15 protein-coding genes and 1 pseudogene are annotated in these 16,537 nt (G+C 64.0%); 9 read left to right on the forward strand and 7 right to left on the reverse strand.

The annotated features are described in order from the left end of the window. Positions 1-92 precede the first annotated feature (92 nt). Positions 93-563, reverse strand: a complete 471-nt coding sequence (gene psb27, locus ACXMDM_RS10790; protein ID WP_083544582.1) for a photosystem II protein Psb27 — start codon at positions 561-563, stop codon at positions 93-95. Positions 564-671: 108 nt separating this feature from the next. Further along, positions 672-2,501 carry a proline--tRNA ligase gene (locus ACXMDM_RS10795; RefSeq protein WP_071801740.1) on the reverse strand — a complete coding sequence of 610 codons (1,830 nt, stop codon included), beginning with the start codon at positions 2,499-2,501 and terminating at the stop codon, positions 672-674. Between the two features lie 237 nt (positions 2,502-2,738). Here ACXMDM_RS10795 and ACXMDM_RS10800 point away from each other — a divergent pair, with 237 nt between their 5' ends. The 3 genes and pseudogenes from ACXMDM_RS10800 to ACXMDM_RS10810 form a co-directional block, all read left to right on the forward strand. Then, positions 2,739-3,182 carry a DUF8631 domain-containing protein gene (locus ACXMDM_RS10800; protein ID WP_233830834.1) on the forward strand — a complete coding sequence of 148 codons (444 nt, stop codon included), beginning with the start codon at positions 2,739-2,741 and terminating at the stop codon, positions 3,180-3,182. Between the two features lie 538 nt (positions 3,183-3,720). Further along, complete coding sequence (locus tag ACXMDM_RS10805) at positions 3,721-4,083, forward strand: 2Fe-2S iron-sulfur cluster-binding protein (RefSeq protein ID WP_071801741.1); 363 nt, start codon at positions 3,721-3,723, stop codon at positions 4,081-4,083. After that, a pseudogene (locus tag ACXMDM_RS10810) lies at positions 4,080-4,352 on the forward strand (glutaredoxin domain-containing protein); the annotation flags it as partial. The gene ACXMDM_RS10805 and the pseudogene ACXMDM_RS10810, both read left to right, overlap by 4 nt. A gap of 25 nt (positions 4,353-4,377) precedes the next feature. Here the strand turns inward: ACXMDM_RS10810 and ACXMDM_RS10815 are convergent. Further along, positions 4,378-5,919, reverse strand: a complete 1,542-nt coding sequence (locus ACXMDM_RS10815; protein WP_071801743.1) for a hypothetical protein — start codon at positions 5,917-5,919, stop codon at positions 4,378-4,380. A 217-nt stretch (positions 5,920-6,136) separates the two neighbouring features. Here ACXMDM_RS10815 and lepB point away from each other — a divergent pair, with 217 nt between their 5' ends. Next, on the forward strand, positions 6,137-6,817 hold the full coding sequence (gene lepB / locus ACXMDM_RS10820; RefSeq protein ID WP_083544687.1) for a signal peptidase I: 681 nt from the start codon (positions 6,137-6,139) through the stop codon (positions 6,815-6,817). Here lepB and ACXMDM_RS10825 read toward each other — a convergent pair. Further along, complete coding sequence (locus ACXMDM_RS10825; protein ID WP_071801744.1) at positions 6,756-8,024, reverse strand: amidohydrolase family protein; 1,269 nt, start codon at positions 8,022-8,024, stop codon at positions 6,756-6,758. The genes lepB and ACXMDM_RS10825 overlap by 62 nt on opposite strands. Further along, on the reverse strand, positions 8,024-9,388 hold the full coding sequence (locus tag ACXMDM_RS10830) for a histidine phosphatase family protein (protein ID WP_071802327.1): 1,365 nt from the start codon (positions 9,386-9,388) through the stop codon (positions 8,024-8,026). The genes ACXMDM_RS10825 and ACXMDM_RS10830 overlap by 1 nt, the downstream gene beginning before the upstream one ends. A gap of 127 nt (positions 9,389-9,515) precedes the next feature. Here ACXMDM_RS10830 and ACXMDM_RS10835 point away from each other — a divergent pair, with 127 nt between their 5' ends. The 5 genes from ACXMDM_RS10835 (at position 9,516) to ACXMDM_RS10855 (ending at position 14,875) form a co-directional block, all read left to right on the forward strand. Then, positions 9,516-10,823, forward strand: a complete 1,308-nt coding sequence (locus ACXMDM_RS10835) for a CPBP family intramembrane glutamic endopeptidase (RefSeq protein WP_259722976.1) — start codon at positions 9,516-9,518, stop codon at positions 10,821-10,823. Between the two features lie 127 nt (positions 10,824-10,950). Next, complete coding sequence (locus ACXMDM_RS10840) at positions 10,951-11,349, forward strand: hypothetical protein (RefSeq protein ID WP_145536812.1); 399 nt, start codon at positions 10,951-10,953, stop codon at positions 11,347-11,349. A 160-nt stretch (positions 11,350-11,509) separates the two neighbouring features. Next, positions 11,510-13,195, forward strand: a complete 1,686-nt coding sequence (locus ACXMDM_RS10845; protein ID WP_083544688.1) for a peptidoglycan D,D-transpeptidase FtsI family protein — start codon at positions 11,510-11,512, stop codon at positions 13,193-13,195. Positions 13,196-13,258: 63 nt separating this feature from the next. Further along, positions 13,259-14,440, forward strand: a complete 1,182-nt coding sequence (locus ACXMDM_RS10850) for a transaldolase (protein WP_071801747.1) — start codon at positions 13,259-13,261, stop codon at positions 14,438-14,440. 57 nt (positions 14,441-14,497) lie between these two features. Continuing rightward, the gene (locus tag ACXMDM_RS10855) at positions 14,498-14,875 is read left to right on the forward strand and encodes a Crp/Fnr family transcriptional regulator (protein ID WP_071801748.1); all 378 of its coding nucleotides are present in this window, start codon (positions 14,498-14,500) and stop codon (positions 14,873-14,875) included. Here the strand turns inward: ACXMDM_RS10855 and ACXMDM_RS10860 are convergent. After that, on the reverse strand, positions 14,853-15,995 hold the full coding sequence (locus ACXMDM_RS10860; RefSeq protein WP_071801749.1) for a geranylgeranyl reductase family protein: 1,143 nt from the start codon (positions 15,993-15,995) through the stop codon (positions 14,853-14,855). The two genes, ACXMDM_RS10855 and ACXMDM_RS10860, sit on opposite strands and share 23 nt — an antisense overlap. After that, entirely contained in the window at positions 15,992-16,531 is a 540-nt protein-coding gene (frr, locus tag ACXMDM_RS10865) for a ribosome recycling factor (protein WP_071801750.1), read from the reverse strand. The genes ACXMDM_RS10860 and frr overlap by 4 nt, the downstream gene beginning before the upstream one ends. Positions 16,532-16,537 lie beyond the last annotated feature (6 nt).

A 16,537-nucleotide genomic window follows, 5' to 3' on the forward strand; every position in this document is an offset into this window, starting at 1 on the left:
GCTTCTAAGCACAAGGATGGAGCCTGTCAGATCAAAGGCCCTTCCGTCAAAGAGCCGGACTGATCGTTGGCACTGTTCAGTCAGCGGGCCATTCAGGCGCCGCGGGTCACGTTCGCTTCGGCTTTGCGTAGTTCCTTGGCCACGCGGGTCTTGAGGGCCTCGGGCAGGGGACGGTTCGGATAATTGGTGTAGTGACCGGCCAGGGAGTTGATCGCGGTCTGCATGGTGGTGAACGAGCTCAGGCCGTTGACCTTGCCCCTGGGGCGGTAGAAGGCGACGTAATCCTTGACGAGGGTGCGGGCGGATGTTTCGGCCTCTGCCCTGGCGGGATCGTCGTCGGCAATCGCGATTGTGCTCAGCAGGGCCTCGGCCACCACCATCGTGTCGTCGAGGTAGGTGCCGCTCAGAGGCGCCGCCGGACTGCCGCAGGCACTGAGCAACAGGCTGAGGCTGAGGCAGATGGCGATCAGGCGGGCCGTCGACCGACGGACCTGCTCACCCAAGATTCCGCTGAGTGTTTGCAGCGACCAGGACTGGACCCAACGGTCCCACGCAGCGGCCATCAGCGCCTCAATTCGATAATGGCTACTTTAGAAGCACCATGCCTCGACAATCTAGGCAGGCCTAAGGCTTGGCTGAGCTGTTCTCCAGGGGATCGAAGCGCCGGTCACTCAGACCGGTTCCTCGTCGGGGAGCAGCCCTCGGCGCCCAGCCTCGATCCGGGGCTCGAGCCAGGGCAACAGGGCGTCGGCAGCCAGCTCATGCTTAACGCCACCGGCGCGTTCCACCACTTCCACCATGCCTGTGGCGGCCCCGCGGCCCACGACCACGCGCCAGGGGATGCCGATCAGATCGGCATCCTTGAATTTCACCCCGGCCCGCTCGGCACGGTCATCAAGCAGCACCTCGATCCCCGCGGCCGCCAACGCGGCATAGAGCTGCTCGGCCAGGGCCAGCTGCACGCCGTCCTGGGCATTGGCGATCACAACAATCAACTCGAAGGGGGCGATGGCCAGTGGCCAGCAGATGCCCTGAGCGTCATGGTGCTGCTCCACCGCCGCCTGGGCTAACCGGGACACACCGATGCCATAACAACCCATCACGAGCGGTTCATCGACGCCGTCTTCGGTCGTGAAGCGAGCCTCCAGGGCTTCGGAGTACTTACTGCCGAGCTGAAAGATATGGCCCACCTCGATACCGCGGCTGGCCACCAGCCGTTGCTCCGGGTCGTGCTGGCAGCGATCACCGGGCTGGGCCGCACGCAGATCAACCAGCTCCGGCAAAGGCGTTTGGGCATCCCAGCCGGCGACCAACTGGTGGCTGCCGTCCTGGTTGCTGCCGCAGACGAACGCGCCGAGGCACTCCAGGCTGGAATCGGCCAGCCGCTCGAAGCGTGGTGCCCAATCGCGGGCAGCGGCGAGAACCCCATCGCTGAGCTGGGGCCCGAGAAACCCGAAGGGCAGGGGAGCCAGCTCCTGGGCCGCCACCTGGTCGGCTGTCAGGGGCTGGAGATCAATCAGGGGATGCCCTGACCCGGCCAAACGGCTGGTCAGGGCATTTCTGAGCTTCACCTCATTGAGCTGTTGATCACCGCGCAGGCAAACCAGCACCGGCTGGGGGGGCAGGCCGGCGAAACGGGCCAGCAGCAGCAGCACCTTGACGATCTGGCTGGGCTCGAGGCCATGGCCCTGACAGAGGGCCTCGATCGATCCCTGCGCCGGGGTCGAAAACGGGCCCAAGGGTCTGGAAGGCTCCAGGGGGATCGCCTCGCTCTCGAGCGAAACGGCCCGTTCCTGGTTGGCGGCATAACGGCCATCGGCGCTGGAGAGGATCAGGTCCTCGCCGACCTCGGCGGTCACCATGAACTCCTGGCTGGCGCTGCCACCGATGGCGCCGCTGTCGGCTTCAACGGCCACGGCCCTCAGACCGCAGCGCTGGAAAATGCGCCGGTAAGCCTGATCCATCTCCCGATAGGTGGCGGCAAGGCTGGCCCCATCGGCATGGAAGGAATAGGCATCCTTCATGATGAATTCACGTGCACGCATCAGCCCGAAACGGGGGCGGATTTCGTCGCGGAATTTGGTCTGGATCTGATAAAGGCAGACCGGCAGCTGCCGGTAGGAACGGAGCAGGTCGGCGGCTAGGGCCGTCACCACCTCTTCATGGGTGGGGCCGAGCCCCATGGAGCGGTCCTGGCGATCGACCAGGTGGAACATGATCCCCTCGCCGGCGGTGTAGCCCTGCCAGCGGCCGCTGCGTTCCCAAAGGTCGGCGGGCTGGAGCTGGGGCAGCAGGGTTTCCAGGGCACCGATCCGGTCCATTTCCTGGCGGACGATGCCGTTGATCTTGGTCAGCACCCGCCAGAGCAAGGGGAGATAGGCATACACACCGGCGGAGATCCGGCGGGTGTAGCCGGCTCGCAACAACAGCCGGTGGGAGGGGATGTCAGCCTCGGCCGGATCGTCGCGCAGTGTCACCAGCATCAGGCGGGTCACACGCATCTCACTAGCCGGGCGAAAGGGGTTGGAACCTATCACCTAGTTGCAGGACGTCCGACGCACAGCCAACCGAAACAAGCAGCCAGGAAGGTCTGGACGGAGGCCCCAGGGAGCGGGAGACTTCTGCTATGGTCGACTCATCAATCCCATTCGTCTCAGGATAGTCTCATGGCTGCGGCTCCCCATGGTTCCAGCGGGGGGATCGCCCCTTCCGGCCACAGGGTTGAGCCGTTCACTTCCATGCCCGGCCAGATCAGCCCGCCGTTGATCGGCCTCCCAGGCGGCGAATCGGCCACGCCAGAGGAGCACCTGATCGGCATCGACGACGTTCAGAGCGCCCTGAACCGTTCTCGCGCCTCGGTGTACCGCTACACCAACACCGATCCGCGCAACCTCAATCCCCCCTTCAACCCCCGCCGCCTCAATCCGGAATACCGCACGGATCAGAAGGAACCGTTGCAGTTCCACCCCCACGAAGTGGCTCGCTTTGCGCGGGATGTGCTGCGAATCAAGGAAGTCACCGTGGAGGTGCTCAATTCGCCTTCAACGGCCACCCAGCAGTTGTTGGGCTCCATTCTCGAAGAGCTCCAAGCGATCCGTTCCTTGATGAACCGCATGGAAGCAGCGCCCACCGATCTCAGCAGCAAGCGCGACGGCTTTGATCAGTCCCGGCCCGCCGCCTGAACAACTGCAGGCCCACTTGGTGTCAGAATTGAAAAGACTGTTTGTTAACGGCGGTGCCGCTGAATTGCTCAGTTGGTTTCTGCCAGAGACGTCCCGTTGCTTCCCGATCAACCTGATTCCGGCTCTTCAAGGGCGGTCTCAGCTTCCAGGGAGGGTATTCCTTAACCCCAGTCCATGGACTCCGACCAGCCCCGACATTCTTCCGAGGCCTTCCCTCACCCCGCCAAGGATCACGACAGCGAAGCCTCAGAGGACCCGTTCAGTCCGGGCTCGATGTTGCAAACCGGTTCTTCGTTGTTTGGAGGGCTGATTGGTTTCCTCGCCCTCTTCGTTCCTATTGCCGGAGTCGTCAGTGATCGGCTCACGCTTGAGAACACAGTCGTTCCCCCATCGCCAGCCCTAGTCCACGGGCATCAGTAATCCGGTCGCCTCAGCGGCAGCTGGGTTGCTCCTTAGCGTCGCCACGAACCCTTGCACACCTGCCCTCAACGACCGCGCGGGCAGGTAGGTTTGGAGGTGCCGTGTACCTCCGCAGTCCGTGCCCACCATCCGTTTTGAACAGGAAGGCCAGCAGGTTGGATGCATTGAGGGAGCCAACCTCCGCAAGGCGGCACTCGATGCCGGCATCAACCCCTACAAAGGGGTGAACAACTTCAACAACTGCGGTGGCCTCGGCCAGTGCGGCACCTGCGTGGTGGAGGTGCTTGATGGCGCCCGCAACCTCTCCCCCCGCAGCGATGTCGAGCAGGTTTATTTGGCTGATCGGCCCGCGAGCTATCGCTTGAGCTGCCGTACCACCGTCAACGGTGATGTCAGCGTCCGCACCCGCCCTGATGCGGCGGTGGGTAAGGGCTCCAACAGCCTGGTGGGTGCGCTGAAGGCGCTGATCGGCAAAGCTTGAGCCCAGGTCCCCTCAAGCTTTACAGCTACTCCCGCTGCTCAACCTGCCGCAAGGCAATCGCCTGGCTCGACCAAAAGGCGATCGCCTACAGCCTGGTTGATATCACGCTGACCCCGCCTTCACGGGCCGAGCTTGCCTTGGCTTGGGAACGGCTGCCTGTGCCTCGGCGGTTGTTCAACACCAGTGGGTTGAGCTACCGCGCTTTGGGGCCAGCGGTCGTTAAGGAGATGGAACCTGAGCAGGCCATCGACGCCCTCTCTGCTGACGGCAAACTGATCCGCAGACCCTTCCTGATCAGTTCAGACGGCTCGTCGCTGCTGGTGGGCTTTGGCTTTGATCCTCTGGCCTGGTCCCAGGTCCTGGTGAAGCTTCTGCCGGAACCATCAGCTGATCCAGCTCTCGAATCAGGGCATTGATCCCGGTGCGGTTGATCTGGCCCAGGTAGTTCAGCTTGAGTTCCTCCAGCAGCGTGCAGAGCAGCTGCTGGCTGCGCTCAAGCGCCACGCTGTTCTCCAGGGAATCGGCCAGTTCCTCCCAGAAGCGGTCCAGAACGCGCTCCAACAGGTCGATCTGCTGGTTATCCGGTTTCTGGATCCGATCCCCAGCGCTGCGTGAAAGATCGAGCAGGCTCTGGACCACGCCGCTGGCCAATTGCTTGGAGAGGCCAAGCTCCAGCTGCAGCAGGGGCTGAAGCTGGCGAAGGCCAGGGGGTACCACCATTCCCTGCAGGGTTTGTTGCAGAGAATGGCTGAGCACGGCCTCCAGTTCGGGGCCAAGGCGCGGAGCGACCTGACGCAGCAACAACGGGCCCCAGATCCGCGTCAGTTCCACCACCTCCCGCTCGTCATTGAGGTTCACGTTCTGGTGGCTCGGCAAGCGCCGGATGCGCTCGGGCCATTGGGATGAACGGATCAGGCCCTGGGCTCCATCCATCAATTGCAGCGCCAGCACCTCGAACAGTTCCACTGCCAGCAAGGCGACCACGACACGGCTGACCACGGCCCGCAGGGGCTCAAAATTGGCCAGTCCACTGGTCTGCAACCGCTCGACCACCGGAATCACCCGCAGCAGGGGCCAGAACGGCAGCAGCAGGGGCAGATCGGTCCAGCGGCGCAACAGGGCCTGACCCCAGCTCAGCCCCGGCAATCGCCGCCTGGAGCGGATCACCCGCAGCAGGATATCGACCAGAAAGACACTCTGAAAAAGAAGTAGATCGCCGCGCCAGAAGTGGTCGGTGGGCCGGCCGTTCTCATCGATCGAGCGCCAGTAATTGGTGGCCACCAGGGGCAGGATTTGCTGGCGCCAGAACTGCCGTTCCTCGGGCCAGGGGTTCTGGGCCAGCCAGTCATCGCTGAGCAGGACAGCGGCGGATTCCTTGGAGGAATCCAGGTCAGCACGGTCCCGTAAGCGGTTCTTGATCTTCTCGAGGGTGCCCGAGCCGCCCGAGGCCAGAAAAGGGTTCTCGGCAATCATCTCCTGGGCGAGTTCCACCTGGGCGCGCCTCAGATCTGGCGCCGCGGAGCCGGCCGTCAGGGCCTGATCGAGTTCGTTGAAGCGTTCGCTGAAAGCCTGGGTTTCGCGGTGGGGTTCGATCCCCTTGATGGGGTCATACAGCGGCGTGATGTTCGGCAGCCAACGCAGCCGCAACACCAGAGGCACCGATGGCAAGGGATAGAGGTTGCGCTGCAGCCAGAAGGTTCGCAGCGGCACGTAGCTGATGTCGAAGCAGATCCAGAGCAGGTTGAGGCTCGCCCAGAGTGCGACGAACTGATCCCAGCGCCTAGCCAGCCGGCTCTCACCGTTGCTTCGCAGGGTCTGCCAGCGGGGCCTTGCCATGGGGCCGTTGCAATCCGCACCAGGGTAGGGAGGGGGTCGCCGAGCTCAGCACGTAGGGTTCAGGTCTGGTCCAGCCGCACGAGCCAGGACCTGCCATCCAGACGCCATAGGTGCTTTGACTGCCGAGGATCCCCCGTCACCACTTCTGGGGCCGCCACAGAAATCAGAATCCACCAACCCCCGGCCCCAAGAGAGTGCCTGGGCCTTCTGGCGCAGTGTGGTGTTCACCCTGGCGCTGGCCCTTGGGATCCGCCATTTCCTGATTGAAGCCCGCTTCATTCCATCCGGCTCGATGTTGCCGGGGCTTCAGATCCAAGACCGGCTGCTGGTCGAGAAGATCAGCTATCGCGGCCGCAACCCTGAGCGCGGAGAAATTGTGGTGTTCAATTCACCATTCCATTTCGATCCTGCCCTCAGGGTGGATCACCAGGCAGGCCCGCTGCGCTGCCTGCTGGTGAACCTGCCGCTGCTGGGCTCGATCCCGGGCATCCAGTCGCCCGCCTGTGACGCCTACATCAAACGGGTCGTGGCCATTGCCGGCGACCGCGTGACAGTCAATCCCCAGGGGCAGGTCTGGCTCAACGGTCAGCCGCTGAGCGAACCCTATGTTCAGAATTTCTGCCAAACCGATGAACAGGGGATCGGACCCTGCCGCAGTCTGAACACAGTGGTCCCCCTGGGCCATGTGCTGGCCTTGGGGGACAACCGCGCCAATAGCTGGGATGGCCGTTTCTGGCCCGGGGGTGCCTTTCTGCCTGAGAAGGAAATCATCGGCAGGGCCTTCTTCCGGTTCTGGCCGCTCGACCGCACCGGTGAGCTTGGTGAAGGCGATGGGCTTACCCCGCCAGCCCCCGCCAAAGTTCCGGCAGCAACCCCGTCGCCAGCACCTGCCCCGTAAGCGACTGGTCAGCAAACGGCTGATTGGCAGCCAGGGATCCATGGATGTCGGAGGCCGGCTGCCAGACCTGGCCGGGGTCGAACAGCAGCCAACGCTGGTCGCCGATCGCCAACGACTCCTCAGCCAACCCCAGGTAGCGGGCAGGGCCCCAACAGAGGGCGTCCCAAAGCGCCTCCACCGTCCAGCCGTGGCCTACCACCAGCTCCTGCCAGAGAGACGGCAGGACGTGGCGATGGCCGGCAAGACCTGGACGACGCTGATCGATCGGCAGCAGCCGTTCTTCGGCGTCGAGGGGAAGGTGATGGACTGCCACAGCGCTGAGCACCCCATCGGCCAGCCCGGCCACCAGGGCTCTGCGGTCAGCAGGCCCGCCGAGGGAGGGGGTCAGTCGCCAACCCTCGGCGCTGGGATCAAGCCGGCCACTGTCGGCCACCAGATGCCACCAGCAGACACTGGCCGGCAGCGTGCCGTTGCCAGCGCGCAGCAGGGCAACGCCAGCGGCCGTGGAGAGGTTGCACAGGCGGAGTTCCTGGCCGCTGAGGGTTTGGCTCAGGGCCAATACGCTCTGCAGGGGCAGGGTTTCGCTGATTGTTGGATCGGGCGGCCAGCCGGCCCTGAGGGCTTCGACCCCCTCGCGCACGAAACCTTCCATGGCCAGCGCAGGGTCGCGCGGAGCGAGCAACACCGGTCGCCCCGCCGCTTCGCCCAGCCGTAATCCACGTTCAACCAGGGCCAAAGGGGGCAACTGGTCGTCGTCGGCCAGGCCGATCGCGCCTGCGGCGATCAGTTCGGCGTGGGGGGCCAGGTCAAGGCCGGAGCCACCGAGGCTGAAGCCGCCCCAGAGCGGCAACTGAAACGGCGGTGGACAGCGCAGCTGCAGCCGCTCGGGCCGGTCCCGCCAGCTGCGGCTGCGCGGCAGCAGTGCCACGGTGCCGTAACCCGCAGCCGAGGCTGAGTGCACCAGGCTCTCGAGGGTTTCGGCCGTGCCGTCCTCGGGCCGCTCCAACAGGCTGTGTGGATCCACCAGGGCCGGAGCCAACAGCCAATCAAGGGCAGGACGTGGGGCCAAGCCCAGGGCTTCGGCTGCGGCCACAGCCCCCGGCCCAAGGGCCTGCAGCCGTCCGTTCTCCAGGAGCACATCCTCGTGGCGCAAGCGATGGCCTGGACCCTCCAGAAAGCGGACGCCCTGAAGAAAACAGGCCGTCATCAGAGCGCCCCGGCTGCGGTCTGATCGAGCACACCGCCGAGATGGGTGGTCAGATTCAGGCAGGTCACCACCGGCTGCCGCTGGCCAAACGGGCCGCTCTCCTCGCCAGATGGCAGGGGCGCCGGGTAGTCGATCACGCTGACCCCGCCGTTGCCCTGCTTGACCATCCAGATCGCCGCTGGGCCGAGGCCAAGGAGGTCGCAGAGGATCGTTTTATTGACGGCATCATGGGCAACGACCAAGGCCGTTTCATCGGCATCGAGGCCAGCGGCGATTCGCCCGAAGCTGGCGACGGATCGGTGCCAGACATCCTGAAGCGTTTCACCCTCGGGCATCTGCACCGTGTGGGGCGCGAGCTTCCAGGAGTTCAGCAACTCGGGCCAACCCGCCTGGATCTCGGCTTCCAGTTGCCCTTCCCAAAGGCCATGGCCAATTTCCACCAGTCCCTTCAGGCAGGTGAGCGGGATGTCGGAGCGCCCGGCCAGGATGCATTCGGCGGTCTGACGGGGGCGGGCCATTGAACTGGCGTAGGCGCGCTGGATCGGCACAGCGGCCAGGCAGCGGCCAGCCGCCTCCGCCTGGACAAAACCTTGGCTATTGAGCGGAATATCGATCTGGCCCTGGAAGCGGCCCTGGCGATTCCATTCGGTCTCGCCGTGGCGCACCAGCAGCAACCGCGGACCAGGACCCTTGACTGGCAACGCCGGGCCGAGATGGGCCGTGCTGTTCAGTGATTCAATCTGCAGCTCGGGAGTGCCGCCAGCAGCGGCGCTCAGATTCAGGACCGAAAGGGAGCAGTTATCGATCCGTAAGCGCTGAAAGCAGCTGGCAGGCAACCCCAACAGGTTCAGCAACAGGCACCGCAAGATGGCGCTGTGGGCCACAACGAGAACGGTTTGATCAGCGGCGCCGGGGGGATGGAGCCGCTTTAACTTCTCCAGCCACTGGCCTGCCTGAAGCATCAGTTCGGCGATCGGCCGATAGGGGCTGCCGTCGTGGCGCCTGAGCTCAAGCTGGTCAGGGGCCTGGAGCCAGAGCCGATAGGACTCAGGAAAACGTTGTTTGAGTTCGCTGCTCAGCAGGCCGGTCCAGGGTTCGAAGTCCACCTCAAGCAGGCCCTCCTCGAGCTGGGCGCTGAGGCCGCCAGCCTGGGCGCCCAGCAGCAGGGCCGCCGTATCCCGGGCCCGGCTGAGTGGGGAGCTGTAGGCCGCCGTGATGGTCAGGGGCTTCAGCGCCGCGCCTGTGACCAAGGCCTGCTCCCGGCCCTGGTCGCTCAATGACGACAGATCGTCACGGCCCTGCACCCGGCGTTCAAGGTTGAAGCTGCTCAGTCCATGGCGGACCAGCAGGAGCCTGAGGGGCACGAAACAAAGGCCGAAAACGTGGCCATCGTATGGGAGGGCTCCGGGTGAGAATCGAGCGATCGAGGAAGGACGGTTGAATCCAGGCGAAAATCGGCAACGCAAGTTGCCTTGGAAGCTGGGGCTGGCCATGGTCTGTTTGGCCTTGAGCGTGCTGCTCTGGGTCAATGGGCTGGTGGAAAGCCTGGGGCGGCCATCGGTCGGCAACGATCTCATGCGCCGCCAGCTGGAGCTGGCGGCTCTGGCCGAGCCACAGGTGCCCCCATCGCTTCGCCCTTTGCTGATTGGAGAAAATCCGCAGGCAGCCCTTCTCCAAGAACTCGACCGGCAAGCCACGGCCAGTGACCAGCTGCTGCGGGCCCTCTTGCAACGCAACAGTACCGAGCCCGAACGGGCTAGGCCCGTGCTCGAGGAGCTACGCAACAGCGGCGATCCGATCAGCCGCGCCCTGGCGACAAGGCTGCTGGAGATTGCCGTTCTCCCTGGGGGGCAAGCGATCCCTGCCGATCAACTGCCCGCCGATCCGCTGCTGCAGAGGCTGAGCTGCCAGGCCCTTGGGGCAACCCCGTCCAGCTGCGCCAATCCCCAGGCGGAGGGGCGGGCCGTGCTTCAACTGGCCGGGATCAACCTCGTTCCAGCCCTGGCCCTGCTGGCCGGTGTGGTTCTGATTGCTCGCGAAGGCTGGTTGCGCTGGCGCGGCAAAACCCCACCACTGCCCCCCTTGCTCGGCCCCCAGCTCGGGGTGATCGATGTGATCCTGCTGATCGCCGGCGGTTTTGTGTTGCTGGGCGCCCTGGTCACCCCACTGCTGATCAGTCCCTTGATCAGCCGGCTGCTGGCCGTGCTCCAGGTCGGGTCTCCCCTGGCCGAGGGGCTGACGGTGCTCCTTCTCTACTTAGGACTGATGGCGGCGCCCCTGGCCATTCTCAGACTGATGCTCAACGGTGAGCCTCCCCAGGGGGGCTGGCTGCAATACCGCTGGCGACCGCCTGGTCCGCCGTTGGCTCAGGCGTTCAAGGGCTTCCTGATCGTGTTGCCCTTGGTCAGCCTGACCGGCTGGCTGCAGCAGCTGGTCTGGAGCGACCCGGGCGGAAGCAATCCCTTGCTGGATCTCGTGCTGCGCAGCGACAGCGGCTGGACACTCTTCTGCTTTGCCTTCGCGGCGATCGTGCTGGCTCCCCTGTTTGAGGAAACCATTTTCCGGGGGGTGTTGCTGCCGGTCATGGCCCGCAAGCTTGGCCCGATCTGGGGCGTGGTGCTCAGCAGTGCGATCTTCGGACTGGCCCATCTCAGCCTCGGCGAGCTCTCGCCGCTCTTCGTTCTCGGCTTGGCCCTGGGATGGCTGAGGCTCTCGAGCGGCCGGCTGAGCTCCTGCATCTGGATGCACGCGCTATGGAACGGTCTCACCTTCAGCAATCTGGTCTTGCTGGGAAGCTGATCTGTGCCTTGCTGAGCCTCTAGGTGCATGGTTCACTTGCACAGGCTCCTTTCAGGTTTCAGTGGTTGCTGCCTCGTCGTCCCCACGCTCCGGCCATCGGCGTTCTCTTGACTTGATCCAGGGCTCGATGTCGGCACGCAAGGTGGCCAGGCAGGCCCCCGTGCTGGCTGGCCTGCACCGGGTTGCCGATGGGCTCCTGCTGGCCCTGGGTGGATCGATGATCGGCCTTTCCGTTCTGACGCTCCACTGGCAGGGGGCCTGGACCAAAAGTTTTCAACAGCTCGAGGCATCGCAGACACTCGAACATCGCCTCCAGGAGTCCACCTCCCAGCTGGAGCAGCACCACCTGGCGATGGCGCGGCGTCCGGGTCAACTCGTTCCCACCACCATCAAAAACCTGATCCATCTCCCCCCGGTCCCCGAGAGGGCCATCGAGGTCTCGCAGCCTGTTTCGCTCCAGGCTGTAGCACCTTCTGCGGAGCAGACAGTGGAGCAGATCATTCCCTTGATCCGTCCGGGCTATTGAGGTGCTGACACGTTCATCACCGGCCAAGGCCCGCCTCCACCGCCAGGGTCGCCATCCGGGGGGGCAATCTGATCGGGGCCATCGAGAGGCGGCACGACACCGCCGGGTGATTCATTTCCAGCCGGTTCCAGCGGCCCGGCTGGTGCTTGTTTTTCTGATAATGGCCACAGCCTTGGTGGGGCTGTCGATCCGTTTGGCCTGGCTGCAGGTCAAGGAAGGTGACCAGCTTCAGGCCAGGGCCAGGGCGATCCAGACCCAGCAGGTGCGTCCGATCGGCAAGCGGCGCCAGATCATCGATCGACAGGGCACGTTGGTGGCCCTTGATGAGGAGCGCTTCACCCTGTGGGCCCATCCCCGCTACTTCAATTTTCCAGGTGACGATCCCACCGCCATCCGCGGCGCCCTTGACGTGGCGGAGAAGCTCTCAGAAGTTATGGCACTGCCGGCTTCCGATCTCACCCGAACCATGGGAAGCCAGCGCAGCGGCATCAAGCTCGCCACTGACCTTGACGGGGAGACAGCCGAGCGAATCCGCGACCTCGGGATCAGTGGACTCGACCTTGAGGCGTTCCCCCAGCGGATCTACCCCCAGGGACAGTTGTTCGCCAATGTGGTGGGTTTCCTGAATCAGGACCGGGTCGCCCAGGCCGGCCTTGAACAAAGCAGAGACAAGGAGATGTGGCGGCAGGAGAGCGCCCGCTCGATGAAACGGGGGGCCGATGGCACGCCGCTTCCCGCTGGCCTCGAGGCCGGAGTGCTCTACACCGACGACCTGCGACTGCAGCTGACACTCGACACCCGCCTGCAACAGGTGGCCTACCAGGCGCTGACCCGCCAGCTCAAGGAGTGGAAAGCGAAGCGAGGAGTCGCCATGGTGATGGATGTGCGCAACGGCGAGATGCTGGCGCTGGCCTCGGCGCCCACCTACAACCCGAACCGTTTCTGGGACTTTTCACCCGCCCTGTTCCGGGAGTGGTCGGTGCAGGATCTCTATGAACCGGGCTCCACGTTCAAGCCGATCAACCTGGCGATCGCTCTCCAGGAAAAGGCGGTCAAGCCCAGCGACAAGATTAACGATTCCGGCTCCCTGATGATCGGAGGGTGGCCGATCTTTAACCATGACCGGCGCGCCAATGGCGTCATTGATTTTCCCACCATCCTGCAGGTGTCCAGCAACGTGGCCATGGTGCAGACGATGCGGCAGGTCAAACCCAGCCACTTCTGGCAATGGCTGGAGAGAATCGGGATCGACACCGTGCCTGACACCGATCTACCCGGTGCCGTGGCCGGGCAGCTCAAAAGCCGGCAACAGTTCACCAGCCAGCCGATTGAACCGGCCACCGCCTCCTTCGGTCAGGGTTTTTCGCTGACCCCCCTGAAGTTGCTTCAGCTGCACGGGATGCTCGCCAACGACGGCAAGCTGGTCAGCCCTCACATCACCCGTGGTCTGCGCTCCGGCGATGCCTTGGCTGGAGCCGCCGGTCCCGGCGAAGGGATCCAGCTGCTTGATCCCGCCGTCACCCGTCAGGTGATGGGCTGGATGGAAACAGTGGTCGAGGCGAGCAGCGGCGACGGCGTCAAGGTGGAGGGTTATCGGATCGGCGGCAAGACGGGCACAGCCCAGAAGGCACTCAATGGCGTCTACATCCCCGGAGCCAGGATCTGCAGTTTCGTGGCAAGCCTGCCGATCGATGACCCACGCTACGTGGTTCTGGTGGTGGTAGACGAGCCCCAGGGGGGCAATGCCTACGGCTCCACCGTGGCGATGCCGGCGGCCAGGGAAATCATTGAATCTCTCCTGGTGATCGAGAAGGTGCCGCCAAGCAAGCCGAAGGTACGGGGATGATCACCCGGGAGATGGCCCAGCGCCAACCTGGTTAAGTTGAAGTCTCGACAGACGCTTCGCTCCATGGCCAACTTGCTTGATCAACTCGCCGGGATGACCGTGGTGGTCGCCGACACCGGCGAACTCGAAGCCATCAAGCAATTCACTCCCCAGGACGCGACCACCAACCCGTCCCTGATACTGGCGGCAGCCCAGATCCCCCTCTATCAGGGGTTGATCGACAGCTCCTTGAAGGCTTCACGGGACCTGCTGGGCCCCGATGCTCCAGCTGAGATGGTGGTGCTTGAAGCCCTCGACGAAATCTGCGTCAATTTCGGCAAGGAAATTCTGCAGATCGTGCCTGGGCGGGTCTCCACCGAAGTGGACGCCAGGCTCAGTTATGACACCGCTGCCTCCATCACCAAGGCGCGCAAACTGATCGCTCTCTATCACGAGGCCGGCATCAGCAAGGATCGTGTCCTGATCAAGATCGCCTCCACCTGGGAGGGCATCAAGGCTGCAGAGCAGCTTGAGCTCGAAGGGATTCACTGCAATCTCACCCTCCTGTTCAGCTTCACCCAGGCCGTGGCCTGCGCTGAGGCCAAAGTCACCCTGATCTCCCCCTTTGTGGGGCGCATCCTCGATTGGTACAAAAACGACACCGGACGTGATCACTACCCCGGGCCTGAAGATCCTGGCGTGATCTCGGTGACCCAGATCTTCAATTACTTCAAGACCCACGGCTACAAAACCGAAGTGATGGGGGCCAGTTTTCGTAATACCGAGGAAATTGTCGAACTCGCCGGCTGCGACCTGCTCACCATCTCCCCCAAACTGCTTGACCAGTTGCGCCAGCAGCAAGGGGAACTGAAGCGCCGGCTGAATCCTTTCGATCCCGGCCCAACGGAACCCCGTTTCACGCTCAAGGCCTCCGATTTCGAGCAGCGCATGGCCGCGGACCGCATGGCCCACGAAAAACTCGATGAGGGCATTCGCGGCTTCAGCAAGGCCATCGAAACCCTCGAAGCCCAGCTGGCCCATCGCCTCGGTGAGCTGGAGGGTGAAGCGGCCTTCGCCCATGCCGCCCAGGAGATTTTTCTGCTCAACGATTTCGATGGTGATGGTTGCATCACCCGCGAAGAATGGCTGGGCAGCGATGCGGTCTTCGATGCCCTCGACACCGACCACGACGGCCGTCTTGCTCCTGAAGACGTGCGCGGTGGCCTGGGTGCGCCGTTGGCGGTTTCCGCCGCTGCCAGCAGCTAAGCCTGTTTTGCCCGCTGCTACCCCAGACTGGTCTGCTGATTCCACTCGGTTCTGCCCGTGAACGCTCTCGACACCATGCGCGCCCTCGCCGATCAAGGCGAAGTTCGTCAGCTTGAGCCGGGGGAAAAGGTTTTCAGTGCTGGAGAACCTGGCTCCTGCATGTTCGGAGTTTTAGAAGGCAGGGTCCAGCTCAGCTGGAATGGCGATGCCGGCCACGAGGAGATCGAAGCGGGCGATGTCTTCGGAGCCGGGGCGCTGGTGACATCCGATCACCGCCGTTACGGCGATGCCAAGGCCCTGACCGCGTGCCGGATCTTGGTGATGAACAGGGAGAAGTTCCTGTTTGCCGTTCAGGAGGCCCCGATGTTCGCGATCGAATTGCTCGGCTCGATCGACAGTCGCCTCCGGCAGCTCAAGGATTGCCTGAGGCGCTGAACAACAAGCGGCGGATCACGCGCTGGGCAATATCGCCGTAGCCCATCTCGCCGGAGAGGATCTGAGCGATGCGACGGGGAGCGGTGGGGCGCTTGATCCCCAGTTGGTAGCCGAGCTTCGGCACCCGATAAAATACCTGGGCGATCCGTCGTCCCCAGGCCATCGACTGGCCCCATTCCCGCCGCATCGTGCCGGTGTATCCCGCCAGGGCTGCCCCGTCGCCCGACAGCCAGTCGTCGAGGGAGGCAGCGGCTCTGGTGCCACTGAGCAGGGCAGGCCTGAGCCCCTCGGCCAGGAAGGGATCACAGAGCGAGGCCGCATCACCGACGACCAGCACACCAGGACCGTGCAGTCGGTGGTGGCCATCCCAGACCCGCAGGGGCCAGGACCGGCGCACACCGGCGTCAGCCGCGCAACCGAGGCTGGGCAACAGCGCAGCCATCACCTCATCGGCATTGGCCAGATCGCGTCCCAGGAACGTGCCGACCCCGATGCTGTAGCCGCCTTGACGGGGAAAGGCCCAGCAGAAGCCATGGCGCACCAGTCCGAATTCAAAGCGAGCACTGTTGGGATCGGCAACAACTCCCTCCACCTCCACCGAAAGGGCGGAGGCGTAGCGGGGCTTGAGGGCTCCGAGGCCCAGTGGAGCGTTGAAGCGACTGCGGGCCCCGTCGGCGATCACCACGGCACGGGCGAGCAGGGTGCTGCCCTGCTCGGTCCGCACGCGCCAGTGCTCGCCGCTCGGCTCGATCGACACCACCGGCGTGCCCTCGAGTAGATCGGCACCAGCCGCCACGGCTTTGGCCGCCAGAAAGGGATCCAGCACGGAACGGCGCACGATCCAGAACGGTGATTCGCCAGGAAGTTCCGCCACCACGGGATCCTCCAGGCACCAGGTGAAGCGCACCTGGTCGATCACCTGATCGACAGCAGGGCGAAGATCGAAGGGGAACCACTTCTGCACTGACGCGGCCATGCCACCGCCGCAGGGCTTGCCGCGGGGTTGGCGGAGGGCTTCAAGCAGCTTCACCTGGCGGCCCCGGGCCGCCAGGTGATAGGCCGCCGCTGAGCCGGCGACACCAGCCCCAACGACGATCACATCGGCGTCAAGCTGGCTCAAACTTTGAGAATGTCGCGTTCCTTCTCACTGAGATGCTTCTCGAGTTCGGCGATGGTGCGGTCGGTGATCTTCTGCACCTTCTCCTGTTCATCGCGGCTTTGATCCTCGGAGAGGTCACCGTCCTTTTCCTGTTTCTTGATCTGGTCGATCGCCTCACGACGAATGTTGCGCAAGGACACCTTTCCCTCTTCGGCGTACTTGGAGGCAAGTTTGCAGAACTCTTTGCGGCGATCTTCGGTCAAAGGCGGAATGTTGATCCGGATGACCTTGCCGTCGTTGTTGGGCGTGAGCCCCAGATCACTCATGGCGATGGCCTTTTCAATCAGGGCCATCGAACCACTATCGAACGGCTGGATCTGGATGGTCTGGGAATCTGGGGTCGAAAGTGTAGCCAGGGAACGCAAAGGTGTTTCGGCGCCGTAATACTCGACCGAGAGCTTGTCGAGCAGGGAAGGGTTGGCACGGCCCGTGCGGATTGTGTTGAAGGTGCGCTGGGTGGCTTCCACCGACTTGCGCATGCTCGCTTCGATATCCATGTCCAT

It is taken from the genome of Synechococcus sp. CS-603 (assembly GCF_977929215.1).

Bases quoted from the DNA above. Each gene is read 5' to 3' on its own strand.
- psb27 (WP_083544582.1), bottom strand. From the start codon at position 563: ATGGCCGCTGCGTGGGACCGTTGGGTCCAGTCCTGGTCGCTGCAAACA.
- ACXMDM_RS10795 (WP_071801740.1), bottom strand. From the start codon at position 2,501: ATGCGTGTGACCCGCCTGATGCTGGTGACACTGCGCGACGATCCGGCC.
- ACXMDM_RS10800 (WP_233830834.1), top strand. From the start codon at position 2,739: ATGCCCGGCCAGATCAGCCCGCCGTTGATCGGCCTCCCAGGCGGCGAA.
- ACXMDM_RS10815 (WP_071801743.1), bottom strand. From the start codon at position 5,919: ATGGCAAGGCCCCGCTGGCAGACCCTGCGAAGCAACGGTGAGAGCCGG.
- ACXMDM_RS10825 (WP_071801744.1), bottom strand. From the start codon at position 8,024: ATGACGGCCTGTTTTCTTCAGGGCGTCCGCTTTCTGGAGGGTCCAGGC.
- ACXMDM_RS10835 (WP_259722976.1), top strand. From the start codon at position 9,516: ATGGTCTGTTTGGCCTTGAGCGTGCTGCTCTGGGTCAATGGGCTGGTG.
- ACXMDM_RS10840 (WP_145536812.1), top strand. From the start codon at position 10,951: ATGTCGGCACGCAAGGTGGCCAGGCAGGCCCCCGTGCTGGCTGGCCTG.
- ACXMDM_RS10845 (WP_083544688.1), top strand. From the start codon at position 11,510: ATGGCCACAGCCTTGGTGGGGCTGTCGATCCGTTTGGCCTGGCTGCAG.
- ACXMDM_RS10850 (WP_071801747.1), top strand. From the start codon at position 13,259: ATGGCCAACTTGCTTGATCAACTCGCCGGGATGACCGTGGTGGTCGCC.
- frr (WP_071801750.1), bottom strand. From the start codon at position 16,531: ATGGATATCGAAGCGAGCATGCGCAAGTCGGTGGAAGCCACCCAGCGC.